Source organism: Nocardiopsis sp. FR4, assembly GCF_009830945.1.
Classification (GTDB): Bacteria; Actinomycetota; Actinomycetes; order Streptosporangiales; family Streptosporangiaceae; genus Nocardiopsis.
Genome location: NZ_VWVV01000024.1, coordinates 36,861 through 55,761 on the forward strand (window position 1 = coordinate 36,861; position 18,901 = coordinate 55,761).

An 18,901-nucleotide genomic window follows, 5' to 3' on the forward strand; every position below is an offset into this window, starting at 1 on the left:
ATACCGAACGGTATGTTTACCTCCGGGCATGGAGTACACCCGCACACGCCGTCTCGCCCCGCCCGTGCTGCTCTCCGCCGGCCTGGTGCTGATGTGGAGCTCCGGTTTCGTCGGCGCCGAACTCGGTACCGCGTACGCGCCCGCGACGACCCTGCTGGCCTGGCGCTTCCTGGCCGTGACCGGGCTGCTGGGCGCGTGGTGGCTGTGGCGTGAAGGGCCCCTGGGCCGGCGGGACGTGGCCGCGCACGCGCTGTTGGGCCTGCTCGCGCAGGCCGGCTACCTGTACGGGGTGTACGCCGCCGCGCAGGCGGGGGTGTCGGCCGCGACGAGCGCCCTGGTGGCCGCGCTGCAACCGCTGGTCGCCACGGCCCTGGCGGTGCCACTGCTCGGCGAGCGGGTGCGGGGCCGCCAGAGCGCGGGCCTGGTGCTGGGCCTGGCGGGGGTCGGCCTGGTGGTGGGCGCCGACCTGCTGCGCCCGGGGGCCGCGCCCTGGTGGGGATACGCGCTGCCGTTCGGGGCGATGCTGTCCCTGGTGGCCGCGACCCTGCTGGAACGCCGCCTGCGACCCGGGGGCTCCCTGGCCCAGGCCCTGGCCGTGCAGTGCGCGGTGAGCGCGGTGCTGTTCACCGGCCTGGCCGGAGCCACCGGCACCCTCTCCCCGCCCGCCGACCCGGGGTTCTGGACGGCGGTGGCCTGGGTGGTGGTGCTGTCGACCCTGGGCGGCTACGGCTTCTACTGGGCGGTGCTGGCCCGCTCGGGGGTGGCCCGGGTGTCGGCGCTGCTGTACCTGACCCCGCCCACGACGCTGGTGTGGTCGTGGATGGTGTTCGGGGACCCGGTGGGGCCGGGCGCCCTGGCGGGGATGGCGGTGTGCGCGGCGGCCGTGGCGCTGGTGGGCGGCGGAACGCGGGCCGGAGGATCCTCCGGCCCGCGTTCGGGGGGAGCTAGCGGTCGCCGTCCGCGGAGGTCCATCCGGAACCGCCCGAGGCCAACGGGTCCCTGACCATGGCGCCCTCGGCACCCTCCGCCGGTTTCCGGACCGTCTCCACGCGCAGGGGCCCGCTCCCGGCCTCCTCGGGGACCACGGCGGTGCACACCACCTCCACCAGGGCGTCGGGGTCCAGCAGGTCGGTCACCCCCAGCACGGTCATCGGCGGGTAGAAGCGGCCCATGTAGCGGCGGTAGACCGAGCCGACGGCCTCGCCGGCCGCCCGGTAGGAGGCCATGGCGGTCGTGAAGACGCGCATGTCCACCACGTGGACGGGCTCGGCGCCCGCCGCGCGCAGTGCCTCCACCATGTTGGCGAGTGCCCGGTCGAACTGCTCGGCCACGCTCTCGCCCACCATCGTGCCGTCGGGTCGGCGCGCGCACTGGCCTCCCACGTGCACCACCCGTCCTGGTCTGACCACGATCGCGTGCGCGTAGCCGACCGGCTCGGACAGGGTCAGCGGGTTGACGATCTCGTGCGGTGTGTGGCCCATCGGCGTTCCCTCCTGGAACCGCGCCCACCACCGCCGGGGACCCGGGGGCCCGTGAGGTCCGCCGCGTGTGCGGCTACGATGGGCGCATGTCGATCACTGTGGTGCTGTCCGCCCTCGCCCTCGTCGCCGTACTCGCGCTGGTCGCCGCCATCTTCATCGGCGGCGCCGTGTACGTGGGACGCGTCCGCCGCCGGGGCACCGCGGCCGTTCTCGACGGTGCCCGCAAGCACCGGGAGCTGCGCGACTAGGCGGTGTCCTCCGCCCGGACGCGCCGGGGGTGAGAGCCGGGGCGCCCGTGCTCGCTCCGGACCTCGGCCTCGCCCCGGTCCGTGAGCGGCGCCGCGCGCCCCCGGCCCCCTACCCGGGCGGCGCGGTCCCTAGACGCCGTCGAACTCGTCGGGGTCGGGGCCGATCCGGCTGTCGGCGTTGAGCGCGCAGATACGGTCCATCTCCGCGCGGGAGAGCTCGAAGTCGAAGATGTCGAAGTTGGACCGGATCCGCTCCGGGGTCACCGACTTGGGGATCACCGCGTTGCCCAGCTGCACGTGCCAGCGCAGGATCACCTGGGCGGGCGTGCGTTCGCGTTCCTGGGCGATCGCGACGACGGCGGGGTGGTCCAGGAGCTTGCCGCGGCCCAGCGGGCTCCACGCCTGGGTGACGATGTTGTGCTTGGCGTCGAAGGAGCGCATGGCCTCCTGGGTGAGCAGCGGGTGCAGCTCGATCTGGTTGACCATGGGGGTGATGCCGCCCTCCTCCATGACCCGCTCCAGGTGGTGCCGCTGGAAGTTGGACACCCCGATGGCGCGGACCCGACCCTCGGCGTAGAGGCGTTCCAGCGCCTTCCACGTGGGCACGTACTGGTCGCGTCCGGGCAGCGGCCAGTGGATGAGGTAGAGGTCCAGCACCTCCAGGCCCAGGCGCCGCAGGCTGGCGTCGAAGGCCCGCAGGGTGGCGTCGTAGCCGTGGTCGGGGTTGGCCAGCTTGGTGGTCACGAAGACCTCGCCGCGGTCCAGGCCCGAGCGGCGCAGCGCCTCGCCCACACCCTCCTCGTTGCCGTAGGCGGCCGCGGTGTCGATACTGCGGTAACCCGTCTCGAGCGCGGTGGACACGGCCGCCACCACCTCGTCCGGGGGAATCTGCCACACCCCGAAGCCCAGCTGCGGAATGCGCAGTCCGTTGCCCAAGGTGAGCTCCGGAACGATCATCTGCTGCATCTGTCTCATCCCCCGTCAGCGCTGAACGGTCCTGCTCTGTCACTCTCACCGCGCGGCCTACCCGTACCGCAGTCGCATACTGTCACGTCACTCCGGCTCCGGGCCCGGATGCACCACGGCTGTGCTGGCTTTTTACCCGGCCGCCCACGCGGCGGTTCCTCCCCTCCCCTACCCCGGGCGGCCCGCTTCGAGCACCCTCCGGCGGTAGGCTGCCCGGGCCGGGGCGGGAGGTGGCCTTGATGGGACACGAACAGCGCGCGCGGGTCGGCGCCGAACTGATCCGGGACCGCGACGCGGTGGTGGAGCGCATCGTGGCCGAGGTGCACGCCGAGGTCCCCGCCTACCGGGCCCTGCACGACTCGCAGCTGGCGGAGGTGCGGGCGATCACCGGGTGGCTGGTGGGCCGCTCGCTGGAGCTGTGGGCGGCCGGGGCCACGCGGCTGCCGCCCGAGGACGTGGAGCGGCTGCGCGGCATCGGGCGCTCCCGGGCGGCCGACGGGCGCTCGATCGGGGCCGTGGTGCGGGCGCACCGGGTGGGGTCGGCGGCGGCGGTGCGGCTGGTGGCGGAGCGCGCGGCGGACCGGCTCGAGGCCACCGACGTGTTCGCCCTGAGCGAACTGTGGCTGGCCTCGATCGACCAGATCTCCGAGAGCCTGTCGGCAGGCCACGCCGAGGCCGCCCGCCGGTTGGACGCCGACCTGGAACGGGCCCGCCGGGCCTTCCTGGACGACCTGCTCATCGGGCGGCAGGCCTCGCGCGGCGCGATCCGCGACCGGGCCCGGACCCTGGGTGTGACCCCGCCCGACCCCGCGGTGCTGGTCGTGGCCGAGGCCGGCTACGGGCCCTCCGGGGGGCCGCCCCGGGCCGCCGCGGCCGCGGCCGCGGTCGGGATGGAACTGCTGGAGCTGGCCGGGGGCGCGGCGGCCGACCCGCTGCTGACCACCCGCTCGGGCCGGGCGGTGCTGCTGCTGGACCCCGGCGGCGCCGACCGGGTGACCGCCGCGATCGGCGAGCGCGCCTGGCGGGGGTGTGTGCTGGCGCCGCGGGCGCTGGACGACATGTCGGTCGCCTACCGGCTGGCCGACGACGCGCTGGAGACCGCGCCGCCGCACGCGTACGGCGACCGCGGCCTGCTCGGTGAGGCCGACGCGTGCGTGCTGGCCCTGCTCAACGGCGGCCCGGTCACCCCGGGACAGGTCCGCCGGACCGTGCTGGGGCCGCTCCTGGCGGAGGACAACACCCACCTGCTCGGGACGCTGCGGGCCTACTGCCACCGGGGAGCGGCGACCGCGGCCGCCGACGCACTGCACGTCCACGCGCAGACGCTGCGCTACCGGCTGCGGCGCGTGCGCGAGCTGACCGGGCACGACCCGCACCGGCCCTGGCCGGGGTTCGTCCTGCAGACCGCCTGCGCCATCGCCCCTGAGCGGGCGCACCACCCCTGTCCCGGTCCCCCTCTGCCAAAAGCACACGGCACTTAACCCGGTTTGGCGCGAGGTTAGGGACGGTCCGGCGTTGGGTAGCCGAGACTGGCGGACGGGGACGCGCCGTGGCGCGCCCCGACGCGACAGGAGTCACACCGACTGGAGGGGGACCAGACGTGACGACCGCAGACCGCAGAACGGATACCGCGCCCAAGCCCAGGAGCAGCCAGCCGTGGCTGCACCAGCGCGGCGAGGAGATCCAGGAGTTCGGGACGGTCCGCCAGTTCCCGGTCGGGCTGTCCTACGACACACGGATGTTCTCGTGTCAGCGGCTCAACCAGGTCCTGTGCGACACGCGCATCCTGCACGACATGTACAAGAAGCACCACTGGCTGATGCGCGGGCAGACCTTCTACCAGCTGCACCTGCTGATGGACAAGCACGCCGGGGAGCAGACCGCGCTGATCGACGCCATCGCCGAGCGCGTGCAGACGCTGGGCGGTGTGGCGGTCGGCGACCCGCGGCACGTCGCGGAGATCACCAACATCCCGCGCCCGCCCGACGGCGCCGAGGAGGTGCCCGCGATGCTCTCCCGCCTGCTGGAGGCGCACGAGACCATCCTGCAGGACGCCCACGACGCCGCGGCCCGCACGCAGGAGCTGGGCGACGACGGCACGAACGACCTGCTGGTCTCGGAGGTGATCCGCACCAACGAGCTCCAGGCCTGGTTCGTCGCAGAGCACCTGGTGGACACCCCGCTGGTGCGCTCCTAGGACGTGCCCCCAGGGCAGGGCCCGGCGCCGCGCGCCGGGCCCTCGCCGTGTGCGGGCCGCCCGGGGAGGCGAGCGAGGGCAAACAGGGCTTCCCCCGGAGCTGGCCGTCACGGTCGTGGACGCGGAGAACGGGTGCGCCCGCTGGCCGGCGAGGGGACGGCCGGTCCCTCCTGCGGGGGTCCGGCCCGTGGGCGAGGAGGGGACCGCCCGCTTCACCGCCATCGTGCCGGGCCACGGGGTCCTCGGGGCCCGATGCGCACCGTCCCGCCTCTTTCCGAGGCTGGGCGGCGGCACGTTCGGGCGAGCATGGACTACAAGCGCTTGCCGCGCAATGGCGGCCACGAGAGCTCCGAAAAAGCCGTCATATCACTTTAAAGCACCAGATAAATGGCAAAAGAGAGCACCAAGGCACCCAGAGGGGTTGACGGCGCCTTCCCGCATCAGGGAAAGTCGTGCAAACGCTTGCAGTCCTGACCGCAGTAACGGGTAAGCGCTTGCCACACGAGAGGGACTCCCCCATGATCCGTCGCCGTTTCCTCACCGCCTCCGCGGCCGCCCTCGGCCTCCCCCTGATCGCCTCCCCCGCCTGGGCCGGACCCTCCTCCGGACCGCGGGCACCGCGCGTCTTCGTGGCCGGAGACTCCACCGCCTCCACCTACGCCGCCCGGGAGGCGCCGCGCGCCGGTTGGGGGCAGGCCCTCGGCCTCTTCCTCGGCCACGGCGCGGACGTGGACAACCGGGCGCTGTCCGGGGCCAGCTCCAAGAGCTTCGCCGACCTGGGCCTGCTGGACGCCCTGCTCGCCGACCTGCGTCCGGGCGACCGGCTGCTCGTCTCCTTCGGGCACAACGACGCCAAGTCCCAGGACCCCGCCCGCCACACCGAGCCCTGGAGCACCTACCAGGAACAGCTGACCGTCTATCTCGACGGCGCCCGGGAACGGGGTGCCCGACCTGTCCTGGTCACCTCCGTGGAACGGCGCCGCTTCACCGCCGAGGGCGCGCCCCGCGAGTCCCACGGCGACTACCCGGCGGCCATGCGGGCCCTGGGCGCGCGCGAGGGCGTACCCGTCGTGGACCTGACCGCGCTGAGCCTGGAGCTGTGGGGCGCGCTGGGCCCGGAGGGCACCAAGGAGCACTTCCTGTGGCTGGCCCCGGGCGAACACCCCAACCACCCGGGCGGTGTCGAGGACAACACCCACTTCCAGGCCCGCGGCGCGGTCGAGGTGGCCCGGATGGTGGCCCGCGAGCTCAAGCGCCTGGGCGTCCTGGCGCCCCGCCACCTGCGCCGCCTCGGCGACACCTTCCCCGACCCCGGGAACGCGCTGCCCTGGCCCCAGGAACGCCCGGTCTGAGCCCCCCGCGCCCGGCCTCGCCCCCCACCGCCTCCGATCCCGAGGAGAGACCCCCGTGAGAAAACACCCCGCTCCGCCCAGAACGCGTCTGGCCCTGGCGTCCGTCCTGGTGGGAGCGCTCACCGCCGCCCTGGCCACCACCTCCGGCACCGCCTCGGCCGACCCCCGCCGGGGCCCGGTGATCACCGTGGCCGCCGACGGCTCGGGCGACCACACCGGCCTGCAGGCCGCGGTCGACGCCGTGCCCGCGCGCAGCCCCGAGCGCGTCACCATCCGGATCGAGGCGGGCGTCTACCGCGAGCCGGTGGTCATCCCCTCCGACAAGCCCAACATCACCCTGCTCGGCGCGACCGGGGACCCGCGCGACGTGGTCGTCACCTACGACCGCGCCGCGGGCACCCCCAAGCCGGGGGGCGGCACCTACGGCACCTCCGGCAGCGCCAGCGTGGTCATCTCCGGCGACGACGTGCACGTCCGCGACCTGACCTTCGAGAACTCCTTCGAGCGCGCCGAGCACCCCGAGATCACCTCCACCCAGGCGGTGGCGGTGCGCACCAGCGGCGACCGGCTGGTCTTCGAGAACGTGCGCTTCCTGGGCCACCAGGACACCCTGTACGCCAACTCGCCGAACGCCGACACCCCGTCCCGGCAGTACTATCGCGACTGCTACGTCGAGGGTGACGTGGACTTCGTCTTCGGCCGGGCCACCGCGGTCTTCGACGGCTGCGAGATCCGCTCCCTGGACCGGGGCAGCGACACCGACAACGGTTACGTGACCGCGCCGAGCACCCCGCCCCACCAGGAGTTCGGGTTCCTGTTCACGGACAGCTGCTTCACCAGCGACGCGCCGCGGGGCACCGTCTACCTCGGTCGGCCCTGGGTGCCCAGCTCGCACCCGGACGCCAACCCCCAGGTGCTGATCCGCGACTCCTGGCTGGGCTCCCACCTGCGCCGCGCCCCGGGCTGGGTGCCGATGTCCTCGGGCACCGACTGGCGCGGGTTCCGGCTGGAGGAGTACCGCAACTCCGGCCCCGGCGCGCTGGTCGCCGACGGCCGCCCGCAGATGGGCGGGGAGGAGGCCGCCCGGCACACCGCGCGGACCTACCTGGCCGGCGCGGACGGCTGGGACCCGGTGCGCGACACGCGGGGCCGCACGGCGTGCACCGCCCGCGGCCGCTGACCGGGCCGAGCCGCCGAAGGACGGGGCCGCCACCGCACGCGCGTGCGGTGGCGGCCCCGGTGTCCGCCCCGCTCAGGAGGCGGTGACCCCCCAGCGGCGGCGCAGGGAGCGGTCAGCCCAGTTGAAGAACACGTCGATGAGTATGCCGACGCACAGCACGATGATGATGTAGCTGAGCAGCCGTTCGGCGTCGTTGAGCTGGCGCGCCTGGCTCAGCGCCCACCCGATGGAGTTCTGCTGGTTGATGACGACCAGGAGCTCACCGGCCATCAGCGAGCGCCAGGCGAAGGCCCAGCCCTGCTTGAGCCCGGACACGAACATCGGCAGCGCGGCGGGGATGACCAGCAGCGAGTAGTGCTGCACGCCGCGCAGGCCCATGACCTTCCCGGCCCGCAGCAGCGAGGGCGAGACGTAGTCGATGCCCGAGGTCAGCCCGCCCGCGATGGAGGGCGCGGCGCCCAGGACGATCACGAACATGATCGCCGACTCGGTGATGCCGTACAGCAGCATCGCGAAGGGGAACCACACGATCGAGGGCATGGTCTGCAGCCCGGTGATGAGCGAGCCGATCGCCACCCGCAGCGGGGCGAAGCGCGAGACCGCCAGGCCCACCACCACGCCCACGGCCAGGGCCAGTGCGAAACCGGTCACGGCCCTTCGCATGGTGACGCCCACGGCCTGCCAGAACTCGGCGGAGGCGAGCTCGTCCGCCAGGACGGGCAGCACCCGGTCGGGGCCGGGGAGGACGTACTCGGGCCGCCAGCCCGACCACACCACCGCCTGCCAGGCCGCCAGGACCAGCACCGCCGCGACCAGCTTGGGCCAGGTGGCGGCCCAGATCCGGCGGAGGCGCTCGGCGGCCGGGGGCCCGTCGGCGCCGGGCCGGAGTTCGAGCGCGTCGAGCCCCTGGACGCGGCGCTCGTCGTCGCGCACGTCGGCCTCAGGCATGGCGCGAGACCTCCCGGCGGAGCTGGTCGGTGATGACGGCGGCCTGCTCGGCGATCCCGGCGGAGTCGATGCGGCGGGGCCGCTCGCCCTCCACGGGGAACTCGGCCAGGACACGGCCGGGGCGGCTGGACAGCAGCACGACCCGGTCGCCCAGGCGCACCGCCTCGCGCACGTTGTGGGTGACGAAGAGGATGGTCAGCGACCGCTCGCGCCAGATCCGCTCCAGCTCGTCGTGGAGGATGTCGCGGGTCATGGCGTCCAGGGCGCCGAAGGGCTCGTCCATGAGCAGCACGTCCGCGTCCTGGGCCAGGGCGCGGGCCAGGGCGACGCGCTGGCGCATGCCGCCGGAGAGCTGGTGGGGGCGCTTGCGGGCGAAGCCGGTCAGGCGCACCAGGGCCAGGAGTTCGTCCACCCGCCGCTTGCGCTCGGCCCGGGGCACCCCGTTGACCCTCATCGGCACCTCGATGTTGGCGCCCACGGTCAGCCACGGGAACAGCGCGGCCTCCTGGAACATCATCGACACGCGGTGACCGCCCACGTCCACGGTTCCGGTGGTGGGCCGGTCCAGCCCGGCGACCAGGGAGAGCAGGGTGCTCTTGCCGCATCCGGAGGCGCCCACGATGGCCAGGAACTCGCCGGTGCCGACGGAGACGGACATCCCGTCGATGGCGGTCACGGCACCGCCGCCCTCGCCGAAGACCTTGGTGATGTCCCCGATCTCGACGGCCGCGGTGCGCGGGGGCGTCTCGGTGATGGTGGTCATATGGGCCCTTACCCTTCCAGCCCCGTGACCGGCTCGCGGCCGTCCTCGGCGAGGAGGGCGTTGAGCGGGTCCAGGGCGTAGATTCCGGTCAGGTCGACGGGTTCGAGCAGCCCGACGGCCGCGGCTCGGTCGGCGCCGGTGCGCAGTGACGCGGCGGCGGGGTCGACGGTGAAGGTGATGTTGTCGAAGGCAGCCTCGGTGACGCGGGGGTCGAGTTCACCCCCGGTGAGCTCCTCCAGGTGGTCCGCGGCGGCGCGGCGGGCCGCCTCGGGCTCGTCGTTGAGCAGGTCCACGGAGGCGATGTGGCCGCGCAGCAGGTCCGCCACCACGTCGGGGTGGCGGTCGAGGAACTCGGCGCTGACCGCGAGCTGGGCGGTGACGTGGCGCCCGTCCGGCCACAGGTCCGCCTCGGACACGAGCAGCCGGGCGCCGCCCTGGGCCAGGATCCGGCTCAGGTGCGGCTCGGGCAGCCAGGCGCCGTCGACCTCGCCGAGCGCGAAGGCGTTCACGGTCTCGGAGTTCTCCTGCGGGATGATGGACAGGTCGCCGCCCCCGGCGGTGTCGACCTCCCAGCCCTGTTCCCGGGCGAACCAGCGCAGCGCCACGTCCTGGGTGCCGCCCAGCTGCGGGGTGGCCAGGGTGGTGCCGCGCAGGTCGGCCACGGTGCGGATGTCCTCGCGCACCACCAGGCCGGTGCCCCCGGTCGCGGCTCCGGCGACGACGCGCAGCGCCCGACCCTCGGACTGGGCCCAGCCGTTGACCGCGGGGTTGGGGCCGAGGAGGGCCGCGTCAACCTCGCCGGAGAACAGGGCGTTGACCGCGTCGGGGCCGCTGTTGAAGGTGCGGGTGTCGAAGGCGACGTCCTCGCCGAGGGCGTCGGCGTAGAGGCCGTTCTCCACGCCCACGAGCGCGGCGGCGTGCGTGACGGTGGGGAAGTAGCCGAGCGTGAGCTCGGACCCGTCCTCGTGCGCGTCGACCGCCCCGCACCCGGTCGCGGCCAGGGCGAGGGCCAGTGCCGCCAGGGCGGTCCTGGCCGCTGCGGAGCGCACACGCATGACGGAGGGCCTCCTCGGGGTCGACGACGGGGACACAGAGAAACTCTACTTAATGAGTAGGTTTTGTGGAAGCAGGGCGCTCCCGCCCCCTTTCCACGGTCCACCAGCCCAAACACGCGGCGACCGACCCGCGACGCGACTGAGAGAGAGGCGAAAGCCCAGTTCAGAACGGTGCGGGACACGCACCGGGCGGGCGGCGCCCCCTCCCGGGTGCCCCGCGGGCCCACGTCGCACCCCCGATCACACCCGCCCTGTGACACGGATCACCCTCTGGTCCCCGGGTGTGTCGGACACGCCGCGGGGGCGGGGAGCCGTTCGGCTCCCCGCCCCCGCGGCGGTGGATGGGTCGGGCCGCCCCCGGAGGGGACGGCCGCCGGATCACTCCTGGGCGGACCCGGCGCCCTCGACGATGGTTCCGTCGGCGTCGACCGCCAGGACGACGCCCTGCCAGGACTCCTGGACGAACTCCAGGACCCGCTCGTCGTGCAGCAGCTCGGCCAGGAGCTGGACGCGCTCATCGTCGGCGTTCTCGGCCAGGGCCACCAGGCCGTTGGCGTAGGCCTCGACGTAGTCCTCGCCCTCGGGCTCCCAGGCCAGGACGTTGGACTCCTCGGGCAGGTTGGCCTCGATGGCGTAGTTGCCGTTGACGACCGCGGCGTCCACGTCGGAGATGGAGCGGGGCAGCTGCGCCGCCTCCAGCGGGGTGACGGTGAGGTCGCGCGGGTTGTCCTCGATGTCCTTCTCGGTGGCGGTCCCACCGGCCTCCGGGTCGAGGGTCAGCAGGCCCTCGGCCTCCAGGATGCGCAGGGCGCGGTTGAGGTTGGCCGGGTCGTTGGGAACCGCGATCTCGGCGCCGTCGGGCAGGCCCCCGACGCTCTCGACGCTGTCGGAGTACAGGCCCAGCCGCTCGATGTGCACGTCGGTGACGTAGGTGAGGTCGGCGTCGGGGCCGTTGGCCACCCACTCGTTGAGGAAGGAGCGGTGCTGGAAGTAGTTGGCGTCCAGTTCGCCCTCGACCAGGGCGGCGTTGGGGGTGTTGTAGTCGGAGATCTCGCGGATCTCCAGCTCCAGACCCGCTTCCTCGGCGAGGTTCTCGTCGACGAAGGAGAGGATGTCGCCGTGCGGCACGGGGCTGACACCCACCCGCAGCACGTCCTCCGAGTTCCCGGACCCGGAGGCCTGCTCGCTGGGCGCGCCGCAGGCGGCGAGCGCCAGGGCGAGGGTGGCTGCTCCGAGTACGGCTGAGGTCGTGCGCATGGTGCACTCCTTCGGGATCGTGGTAGGGAGGATCACGGGGGGCACCGCGGCCGGTGGTACCGACCACGTGGTCCGCGAGCCCTGTGGGGCTTCGCCGAGCTGGTCAGAGCCTAAGCGACTAGATTGGTAGGAATTGCCGTCCCGAGTCCCTGATCGGGGTGGGATCGGCCACACGGCCCGCCGGAACCGGGGCCGCCGGGCGCCCGGAGGGGCCGGTGCGGACGTCCGGGGAGGTGACAGCGCTTTCCCTGGTGGGGCCCATCCCCTAGGTTGGAGTGGTCGTCACCACCCCACTTCGCCCTCACGGAGCCCAACGATGCCCCTGGTCGCCGGAATCGACAGCTCGACCCAGTCCTGCAAGGTCGTGGTCTGCGACGCTGACAGCGGAACCGTCGTGCGCGAGGCGCGCGCCCCGCACCCCGACGGGACCGAGGTCCACCCCGACGCCTGGTGGTCCGCCCTGGAGCAGGCCTCCGACGGCCTGCTCGACGGTGTGGCGGCCGTCGCCGTCGCCGGACAGCAGCACGGCATGGTGGCCGTGGACGAACTCGGCGCGGTGGTGCGCCCGGCCCTGCTGTGGAACGACACGCGCTCGGCGCCCTCGGCCCTGGAACTGATCGAGGAGCTGGGCGGGCCCGCCGAGTGGGCCAAGGCCGTGGACAACGTGCCCAACGCCAGCCTGACCGTCAGCAAGCTGCGCTGGCTGGCGCGCGAGGAGCCGGAGCACGCCGCCCGCACGACCGGGGTCATGCTGCCGCACGACTGGCTCACCTGGCGACTGACCGGCGGCGGGGCCGAGCCCACCACCGACCGCGGGGACGCCTCCGGCACCGGCTACTGGTCGGCGACCGAGAACGCCTACCGGACCGACCTGCTGGAGCGGGCCTTCGGGCGCGCGGTCCGGGTGCCGCGCGTGGCCGCCCCGAACGAGGCCGTGGGGCGCACCCCCTCGGGGGCGCTGGTCGCCCCCGGCACCGGTGACAACATGGGCGCGGCCCTGGGGCTGGGGCTGGGCCCGGGCGACGCGGTGGTCTCGCTGGGCACCAGCGGCACCGTGTTCGCCGTCAGCGAGGGGCCCGCCCAGGACCCCACCGGGATCATCTGCGGGTTCGCCGACGCCACCGGGCGCCACCTGCCGCTGGTGTGCACGCTCAACGCGGCCCGGGTGCTCACCGCCGCCGCGGCGATGCTCGACGTGGACCTGGCCGGGCTGGACGCGCTGGCCCTGGCCGCCGAGCCGGGCGCCGGGGGGATCGTGCTGCTGCCCTACCTGGACGGTGAGCGCACCCCGGTGCTGCCGGACGCCGCGGGATCCCTGCACGGGCTGCGCCGGTCCAACATGCGCCCGGAGAACCTCGCGCGCGCCGCGGTGGAGGGGATGCTCTGCGGGCTGGCCGACGGCCTGGCCGCGATGACCGACACGGGGATCCCGGTGAACCGGGTCCTGCTCGTGGGCGGGGCCGCGCGCTCGGCCGCCGTGCGCGCCGTGGCCCCGACCGTCCTGGGCGCCCGCGTGGTCGTGCCTCCGCCCGCCGAGTACGTGGCGCTCGGCGCCGCCCGCCAGGCGGCGTGGGCGCTGGCCGGGACCGCCGAGCCGCCTGCCTGGGACCTCGGTGCGCCGGAGGCCGAGGCCGGCCCCGTGGACGCGCCGCACGTGCGCGAGCGCTACGCCGAGGCGCGCCGCTCCGCGTACGGCGTGTAGACGGCCGTTCCCCTCCCCGGCCCGGGGCGGTTCGGTACGCCGTTCCGCCGCGAGCCGGGACGGGCCCGAACGCGAGCCGTGCCGGGGAGGGCGCATGTCGGTCGGGGAGCGGCTGCGGGTACCCGTCGGAGCCCGGCTCCCGGGACGGGTGACACCCCGGGGGCTGGCCGGACGGGGCCGAGACCGTTCCTGTCCTACCCTGGCGGCGGCATCCACCTCCCCACAGAACGGTGAGCATGAACGACGTACAGCTCCGCCAGATCGGCCGCTCCTCCCTTCACGTGTCCCCCCTGTGCCTGGGCGGGAACGTCTTCGGCTGGACCGCGGACGAGCACGCCTCGTTCCAGGTCCTGGACGCCTACACGGCCGCGGGCGGCAACTTCGTCGACACCGCGGACTCCTACTCCGTCTGGGTCGAGGGGCACCGGGGCGGAGAGTCCGAGACGGTGATCGGCCGCTGGCTGGCTTCGCGGGGGCGGCCCTCCGGCCTGGTGATCGCCACGAAGGTCAGCCGGCACCCCGACTTCCCGGGCCTGTCCGGGCCCAACGTCAAGGCGGCCGCCGCGGCCTCCCTGCGGAGACTGGGCGTGGAGACCATCGACCTGTACTACGCGCACTTCGACGACCCGGACACCCCCCTGGCCGAGAGCGCCCGCGCCTTCTCCGATCTGGTGGACGACGGCAAGGTGCGCTACGTGGGCCTGTCCAACCACAGACCCGAGCGCATCCGCGAGTGGCTGGACGTCTGTGAGCGCGAGGGCCTGCACGCCCCGGTGTGCGTCCAGCCCCAGTACAACCTGATGGAGCGCGGCGTCGAGTCCGGCCTGGTGCCCCTGGCCGAGGAGCGCGGTCTGGCACTGCTGCCCCACTCCGGGCTGGCCCGCGGCTTCCTCACCGGCAAGTACCGTCCCGGCGCCGCCGAGGTGGACAGCCCGCGCGCCGCCAAGGCCCGTACCTACCTGGAGGACCCGCGCGGCAAGCGGGTCCTGGATGCCCTGGACACCGTCGCGGGGCGCGGTGGAATCTCCCCGGCGGCGGCGGCGCTGTCCTGGCTGGCGGACCGGCCCGCGGTGGTGTCGGTGCTCGCCAGCGCCCGCGACCCCCGGCAGCTCGCCGACCTGCTCCCGGTCCACCACCTGCGGCTGGAGAAGGAGCCCACGGAACTGCTGACCAGGGCCTCCGACCCGGAGCCGTCCGCCGGTTCCTGAGGTCGCCGCCCCCGGGACCCCGGCCCGCACCAGGGGCCGTTCGGGGAGGCGCCGCCGACGGTTATCCGTGCGCGGGCCCGGGTAGCTGGCCGGAACGGGGCACCCGGCCCCGCGCGGGACGGGCACCGGGGCGGGCCCCGGTGGGGGCGGCTCCGCTTCCGTCTCCGGCCCCCACACCGGGACCGGCTACCGGCCGATTGACAGCTGTTCGCCTAGAGTGAACATGCCACTACCGCAAGCACGGGGGACGAGACGAGATGACCCACGACTTTCCCGAAGACCGCGGCGGCGACCCGGGATCGTTCGACGAGTTCCTGGCACGCTTCCTCGGAGCACGCGGGCCGGTCCGGCGCGTGGACCTGTCCAAGCTGATGAGCCCCGAGGCGCAGCAGGTGGCCGACGCCTCGGTGCGCAGCGCCCTGGAGACCGGGGGCGCCGACGTCGACTCGGTCCACCTGCTGTGGTCGCTGCTGCGCCACCCGCCCACGCGGGAACTGGTGGAGCGCACCGGTTCCGGCGCCCAGCAGGTCGTCGACGTCATCGACCAGGCGGTGGCCCAGGCCCCCCGGTCGGTGCGCGGCTCGGCCCGGCTGACCCCCGCCGCCAAGCGGGCCCTGCTCGACGCCCTGCAGATCGCGCGGGCCACCGGCAGCTCCAGCATCACGCCCGAGCACATCCTCTTCGCCCTGGCGGTCAACACCGACAGCCCCGTCGGCCAGCTCCTGCACGGCTCGGGGATCACCCCGGAGTCGCTGCAGAAGGCGGTGGGCGCCCCCTCCCGCTCCGGGCAGGCCGAGACCGGGCCGTCCGACACCCCGACCCTGGACGAGTTCGGCACCGACATGACCGCGCTGGCCCGGGAGGGCCGGCTGGACCCGGTGGTGGGCCGCGACGACGAGGTCGAGCAGTGCATCGAGGTGCTGGCCCGCCGCCGCAAGAACAACCCGGTCCTCATCGGCGACCCGGGCGTGGGCAAGACCGCGATCGTGGAGGGCATCGCCCAGCGCATCGAGGACGACGACGTCCCCGAGACCCTGCGCGGGCGCCGACTGGTCCAGCTCGACCTGTCCGGGGTCGTGGCGGGCACGCGCTACCGGGGCGACTTCGAGGAGCGCCTGAACAAGATCGTGGACGAGATCCGCGAGCAGTCCGGGCAGCTGCTGGTCTTCATCGACGAGATCCACACCATCGTCGGCGCCGGTGCCGCCGAGGGGTCCATGAACGCCGGGAACATGCTCAAGCCCGCACTCGCCCGCGGGGAGCTGCACGTCATCGGCGCGACCACCGTGGACGAGTACCGCAGGAACATCGAGAAGGACGCGGCCCTGGAGCGCCGCTTCCAGCCGATCCAGGTGCCCGAGCCGTCGGTGGAGGACACCGTCGGTATCCTGCGCGGGCTGCGCGACCGCTACGAGGCCCACCACCAGGTGCGCTTCAGCGACGACAGCCTGGTGGCCGCGGCGGAGCTCTCCGACCGCTACGTCACCGACCGGTTCCTGCCCGACAAGGCCATCGACCTCCTCGACCAGGCGGGCGCGCGGGTGCGCCTGCGGCTGAAGAGCTCCAGCTCCGCGCTGCGCGAGATGGAGGGCAGGCTCCGGAGGCTGGAGGCGGAGAAGGAGAAGGCGGTCCAGGACGAGGACTACGAGCGCGCCTCGGCGCTGCGCGACGAGATCGCCACCGCCAAGGGCTCCCTGCACCAGGCGCGCGGCACCGGTTCGGCGGTGCCCGAGGTGACCAGCGAGGACATCGCCGAGGTGGTCTCGCGCAGCACCGGCATCCCGGTCGCCCAGCTCACCCAGGAGGAGCGGGACCGGCTGGTGAACCTGGAGGAGGTGCTGCACCAGCGGGTGATCGGCCAGGACGAGGCGGTCACGGCCGTCGCGGAGGCGATCCGCCGCTCACGGGCGGGCCTGGGCGACCCGGGCCGGCCGGTGGGCAGCTTCCTGTTCCTGGGCCCGACCGGCGTGGGCAAGACGGAGCTGGCGCGTGCGCTGGCCGAGGCGATGTTCGGCTCCGAGGACTCCATGGTCCGCGTCGACATGAGCGAGTTCCAGGAGCGCCACACCACCAGCCGCCTGACCGGGGCTCCCCCGGGGTTCGTGGGCTACGAGGAGGCGGGCCAGCTCACCGAGGCGGTGCGCCGCCACCCGTACTCGGTGCTGCTGCTGGACGAGATCGAGAAGGCCCACCCGGACGTGTTCAACCTGCTGCTGCAGCTGCTGGACGACGGGCGGCTGACCGACGGGCAGGGCCGCACGGTGGACTTCCGCAACACCGTGGTGATCATGACCAGCAACCTGGGCTCGGAGGCCATCACCGGGGGCGCGCCGATGGGCTTCACCGCCGACGGCCAGATGGACCCCGACACCGAACAGCGGGTCATGCGGCGGCTGCGCGAGGAGTTCCGTCCCGAGTTCATCAACCGCATCGACGAGGTCATCGTCTTCAAGCAGCTGGGGGAGGCGGAGCTGGGCCGCATCACCCGGCTCATGCTGGAGCGCACCGAACAGCGGCTCAAGGCGCGCGACATCACCGTGCGCTTCACCGACGAGGCGGTGGGGTGGCTGTCCGAGCGCGGCTACCAGCCCGCCTACGGCGCGCGGCCGATGGCGCGCACGATCCAGCGAGAGGTCGGCAACCGGCTCTCGCGCATGGTGTTGGACCAGCAGATCGTGCCGGGCGACCACGTGCTGGTGGACGTGGACGCGAGCGGGGAGCTGCGGATCTCCACCGTCCCCTCGTTCTGATCCGGTGCCCCGGGCGGGCGGGCGGACCGGTCGGTCCGCCCGCCTCCGCGGGGAGGCCCCGCGCTCAGCAGGCCCCCGCGTCTCGCCACACGCCCCACTCGCCCGTGGTGCCGGGCTCCTCGCCGCGGGTCCACCACTGGGCCCGGTACAGGCGCCCGCCGTGGGAGACCCGGTCCCCGCCGGTGTAGACCCGGTCCGGTGACCAGGCGGGTGCGTCGCACTCCGCCGGGTCGGAGGGGCCGGCGGTGGGCTCGGGGGTGGGACCGGTCGGCGGAACCCCGCCCTCGCGGACGCGCTCGCGGATCCACTCCCCCGCCGGTTTGAGGGAGTCCGTGCCGGCCCAGGGGCCGCCCGCGGCGCAGGTACCGGGTTCGAAGACGGCACCGGAGCGGAAGTCGTCGGAGTAGTTCCAGTTCACCCAGCTGATCTGGTACTCGGCCATGAGGTCGAGGTAGGCCTGCGCGGAGGCGAGGTCGTTCGGGCCGTCGCCGGTGGCCTCCTGTGTGCCGAACTCGGTGACGAACAGCGGCAGCTCCCGCGCCGCGGCCCGCAGGCCCTCCCGGTGGAAGCCGCCGTGCGAGGCCGCGTAGAAGTGGAAGACGTACATGATGTTGTCGGCGTCGACCGGGTCGGCGGTGATCTCGGTGTGGTCGGAGCCCTCCGACAGGCCCAGGGAGGACCAGCCGCGGGTGCCGACCAGGACGACGGCCTCGGGGTCCCGTGCCCGCACGACCGGGATGATCTCCTCGGCGTAGCTCCTGATCGACGCCCAGGACACGCCGTTGGGCTCGTTGGCGATCTCGTACAGGACGTTGTCCTTGTCGGCGTGCGCGGCGGCCACCTCGCTGAAGAAGGCACGGGCGAGCTCGGTGTTGTGGTTGGGGTCTCCCGGGGTGAGCATGTGCCAGTCGACGATGACGTACATGCCCCGCGCGGTGCCCTCCTCGACGAGTTCGTGGACCCGGTCGGTGAAGCCGCCCGGGTCGGTCTCGTAGCCGCCCTCCTGGACGTACATGGACACGCGCAGCACGTCGGCGCCCCAGTCGTGGGCGAGCGCGTCCAGGGAGCCGTCGGTGAGGCAGTCTCCGTACCACTGCAGGCCGTGCGAGCTCATGCCGGTCAGCTGGACGGCCCGGCCGCTCTCGTCGCACAGCCGCAGGCCGCACACGCGCAGCTGGCCGTGGGCCTCCACGGGGGTGGCGGCGGACGAGGCGGGGGCAGGGGCCTCCGCGGCGGCCGGGGAGGCTCCGCCCGGAGCGCGCACGGGGCCCAGGGCGACCAGGGCCAGGGCGGCGAGGAGCGCGCACGCGAGGGCGAGGGCGGCGCGGACGCGGCCGGCGCGTGCGGGTACGGGGGGTGGGGCCACGGTGTCCTCCGACGGGTGGCGGCGCGGCGCCGCCCGCGTGGCCGCGCCGAACCGGAAGGATTCTTTCCTGTGATCGGCAACCTAGACTCGCGGCCACGGAGGGGCAATCCCCCCAACGGAACGCGTCGGCGGCCCGCTCCGGGAGCCAGGCCACCGTGGGAGCGGGGACGCGCGGGTGCCGCGGGACGCACACGGCCGAGTGCGCCCCGGGGCCCGAGGGCGGGGAGGTCCTCAGACGGGTTCGGGCTCGGGATCGGGTCCGGGCGGTTCGGGGAGGGGACCCGGGCCGGGCGGTTCGGGCTCCGGTACCGGCTCCGGCGGGGGCATCGGGGTCGGCGGGAACGGGTCCGGCGGCATCGGGTCGGGCTGGCGCAGGGTGCCGTCACGGCTGCGTGTGTGCATGTCTCTCCTCACCTTTCCTCTTCCGG

17 protein-coding genes are annotated in these 18,901 nt (G+C 74.0%); 9 read left to right on the top strand and 8 right to left on the bottom strand.

Features of this window, described 5'->3' with window-relative positions:
- Positions 1 to 28: 28 nt before the first annotated feature.
- Positions 29 to 1,003, top strand: coding sequence for a DMT family transporter (locus tag FYW95_RS28730; protein WP_160050646.1), 975 nt, complete (start codon positions 29 to 31; stop codon positions 1,001 to 1,003).
- Here the strand turns inward: FYW95_RS28730 and FYW95_RS19870 are convergent.
- Positions 945 to 1,481, bottom strand: a complete 537-nt coding sequence (locus FYW95_RS19870) for a RidA family protein (protein ID WP_160050647.1) — start codon at positions 1,479 to 1,481, stop codon at positions 945 to 947. The two genes, FYW95_RS28730 and FYW95_RS19870, sit on opposite strands and share 59 nt — an antisense overlap.
- Before the next feature lie 86 nt (positions 1,482 to 1,567).
- Here FYW95_RS19870 and FYW95_RS27800 point away from each other — a divergent pair, with 86 nt between their 5' ends.
- A complete protein-coding gene (locus FYW95_RS27800) occupies positions 1,568 to 1,729 on the top strand; it encodes a hypothetical protein (RefSeq protein ID WP_201294950.1) in 162 nt (53 codons plus the stop codon).
- Positions 1,730 to 1,858: 129 nt separating this feature from the next.
- On the opposite strand, the gene FYW95_RS19875 is transcribed toward FYW95_RS27800, so the two are convergent.
- The gene (locus FYW95_RS19875) at positions 1,859 to 2,686 is read right to left on the bottom strand and encodes an aldo/keto reductase (RefSeq protein ID WP_159942480.1); all 828 of its coding nucleotides are present in this window, start codon (positions 2,684 to 2,686) and stop codon (positions 1,859 to 1,861) included.
- A 248-nt stretch (positions 2,687 to 2,934) separates the two neighbouring features.
- Here FYW95_RS19875 and FYW95_RS19880 point away from each other — a divergent pair, with 248 nt between their 5' ends.
- From FYW95_RS19880 to FYW95_RS19895, 4 genes are all read left to right on the top strand, one after another.
- On the top strand, positions 2,935 to 4,176 hold the full coding sequence (locus tag FYW95_RS19880; RefSeq protein ID WP_159942386.1) for a PucR family transcriptional regulator: 1,242 nt from the start codon (positions 2,935 to 2,937) through the stop codon (positions 4,174 to 4,176).
- Between the two features lie 119 nt (positions 4,177 to 4,295).
- Positions 4,296 to 4,892 carry a Dps family protein gene (locus FYW95_RS19885; RefSeq protein WP_159942385.1) on the top strand — a complete coding sequence of 199 codons (597 nt, stop codon included), beginning with the start codon at positions 4,296 to 4,298 and terminating at the stop codon, positions 4,890 to 4,892.
- Positions 4,893 to 5,410: 518 nt separating this feature from the next.
- Positions 5,411 to 6,244: a rhamnogalacturonan acetylesterase gene (locus FYW95_RS19890; RefSeq protein WP_159942384.1), complete on the top strand. Its 834-nt coding sequence runs from the start codon at positions 5,411 to 5,413 to the stop codon at positions 6,242 to 6,244.
- A 55-nt stretch (positions 6,245 to 6,299) separates the two neighbouring features.
- A complete protein-coding gene (locus tag FYW95_RS19895; RefSeq protein WP_159942383.1) occupies positions 6,300 to 7,424 on the top strand; it encodes a pectinesterase family protein in 1,125 nt (374 codons plus the stop codon).
- A gap of 72 nt (positions 7,425 to 7,496) precedes the next feature.
- Here FYW95_RS19895 and FYW95_RS19900 read toward each other — a convergent pair whose 3' ends face one another.
- The 4 genes from FYW95_RS19900 to FYW95_RS19915 form a co-directional block, all read right to left on the bottom strand.
- A complete protein-coding gene (locus tag FYW95_RS19900; RefSeq protein WP_159942382.1) occupies positions 7,497 to 8,372 on the bottom strand; it encodes an ABC transporter permease in 876 nt (291 codons plus the stop codon).
- Positions 8,365 to 9,135: an ABC transporter ATP-binding protein gene (locus FYW95_RS19905; protein ID WP_159942381.1), complete on the bottom strand. Its 771-nt coding sequence runs from the start codon at positions 9,133 to 9,135 to the stop codon at positions 8,365 to 8,367. The genes FYW95_RS19900 and FYW95_RS19905 overlap by 8 nt, the downstream gene beginning before the upstream one ends.
- Positions 9,136 to 9,143: 8 nt before the next feature.
- Entirely contained in the window at positions 9,144 to 10,190 is a 1,047-nt protein-coding gene (locus tag FYW95_RS19910) for an ABC transporter substrate-binding protein (RefSeq protein WP_159942380.1), read from the bottom strand.
- Between the two features lie 378 nt (positions 10,191 to 10,568).
- A complete protein-coding gene (locus FYW95_RS19915) occupies positions 10,569 to 11,447 on the bottom strand; it encodes a MetQ/NlpA family ABC transporter substrate-binding protein (protein WP_159942379.1) in 879 nt (292 codons plus the stop codon).
- Between the two features lie 316 nt (positions 11,448 to 11,763).
- On the opposite strand from FYW95_RS19915, the gene xylB reads away from it, so the two are divergent.
- From xylB to FYW95_RS19930, 3 genes are all read left to right on the top strand, one after another.
- Positions 11,764 to 13,149 (top strand): xylulokinase, encoded by a 1,386-nt coding sequence (xylB, locus tag FYW95_RS19920; RefSeq protein WP_159942378.1) that lies wholly within the window; start codon positions 11,764 to 11,766, stop codon positions 13,147 to 13,149.
- Positions 13,150 to 13,385: 236 nt separating this feature from the next.
- On the top strand, positions 13,386 to 14,357 hold the full coding sequence (locus FYW95_RS19925) for an aldo/keto reductase (RefSeq protein ID WP_159942377.1): 972 nt from the start codon (positions 13,386 to 13,388) through the stop codon (positions 14,355 to 14,357).
- 257 nt (positions 14,358 to 14,614) lie between these two features.
- Positions 14,615 to 17,107, top strand: a complete 2,493-nt coding sequence (locus FYW95_RS19930) for an ATP-dependent Clp protease ATP-binding subunit (protein WP_159942376.1) — start codon at positions 14,615 to 14,617, stop codon at positions 17,105 to 17,107.
- Positions 17,108 to 17,171: 64 nt separating this feature from the next.
- Here the strand turns inward: FYW95_RS19930 and FYW95_RS19935 are convergent, their stop codons facing one another.
- Entirely contained in the window at positions 17,172 to 18,395 is a 1,224-nt protein-coding gene (locus tag FYW95_RS19935; protein ID WP_370462380.1) for a cellulase family glycosylhydrolase, read from the bottom strand.
- Between the two features lie 309 nt (positions 18,396 to 18,704).
- Complete coding sequence (locus tag FYW95_RS27805; protein WP_201294951.1) at positions 18,705 to 18,875, bottom strand: hypothetical protein; 171 nt, start codon at positions 18,873 to 18,875, stop codon at positions 18,705 to 18,707.
- Positions 18,876 to 18,901: the final 26 nt, after the last annotated feature.

What these genes read in the sequence shown, in the direction of transcription:
- FYW95_RS28730 (WP_160050646.1), top strand. Translation starts at nt 29, where the DNA reads ATGGAGTACACCCGCACACGCCGTCTCGCCCCGCCCGTGCTGCTCTCC.
- FYW95_RS19870 (WP_160050647.1), bottom strand. Translation starts at nt 1,481, where the DNA reads ATGGGCCACACACCGCACGAGATCGTCAACCCGCTGACCCTGTCCGAG.
- FYW95_RS27800 (WP_201294950.1), top strand. Translation starts at nt 1,568, where the DNA reads ATGTCGATCACTGTGGTGCTGTCCGCCCTCGCCCTCGTCGCCGTACTC.
- FYW95_RS19875 (WP_159942480.1), bottom strand. Translation starts at nt 2,686, where the DNA reads ATGATCGTTCCGGAGCTCACCTTGGGCAACGGACTGCGCATTCCGCAG.
- FYW95_RS19880 (WP_159942386.1), top strand. Translation starts at nt 2,935, where the DNA reads ATGGGACACGAACAGCGCGCGCGGGTCGGCGCCGAACTGATCCGGGAC.
- FYW95_RS19890 (WP_159942384.1), top strand. Translation starts at nt 5,411, where the DNA reads ATGATCCGTCGCCGTTTCCTCACCGCCTCCGCGGCCGCCCTCGGCCTC.
- FYW95_RS19900 (WP_159942382.1), bottom strand. Translation starts at nt 8,372, where the DNA reads ATGCCTGAGGCCGACGTGCGCGACGACGAGCGCCGCGTCCAGGGGCTC.
- FYW95_RS19905 (WP_159942381.1), bottom strand. Translation starts at nt 9,135, where the DNA reads ATGACCACCATCACCGAGACGCCCCCGCGCACCGCGGCCGTCGAGATC.
- FYW95_RS19910 (WP_159942380.1), bottom strand. Translation starts at nt 10,190, where the DNA reads ATGCGTGTGCGCTCCGCAGCGGCCAGGACCGCCCTGGCGGCACTGGCC.
- FYW95_RS19915 (WP_159942379.1), bottom strand. Translation starts at nt 11,447, where the DNA reads ATGCGCACGACCTCAGCCGTACTCGGAGCAGCCACCCTCGCCCTGGCG.
- xylB (WP_159942378.1), top strand. Translation starts at nt 11,764, where the DNA reads ATGCCCCTGGTCGCCGGAATCGACAGCTCGACCCAGTCCTGCAAGGTC.
- FYW95_RS19925 (WP_159942377.1), top strand. Translation starts at nt 13,386, where the DNA reads ATGAACGACGTACAGCTCCGCCAGATCGGCCGCTCCTCCCTTCACGTG.
- FYW95_RS19930 (WP_159942376.1), top strand. Translation starts at nt 14,615, where the DNA reads ATGACCCACGACTTTCCCGAAGACCGCGGCGGCGACCCGGGATCGTTC.
- FYW95_RS27805 (WP_201294951.1), bottom strand. Translation starts at nt 18,875, where the DNA reads ATGCACACACGCAGCCGTGACGGCACCCTGCGCCAGCCCGACCCGATG.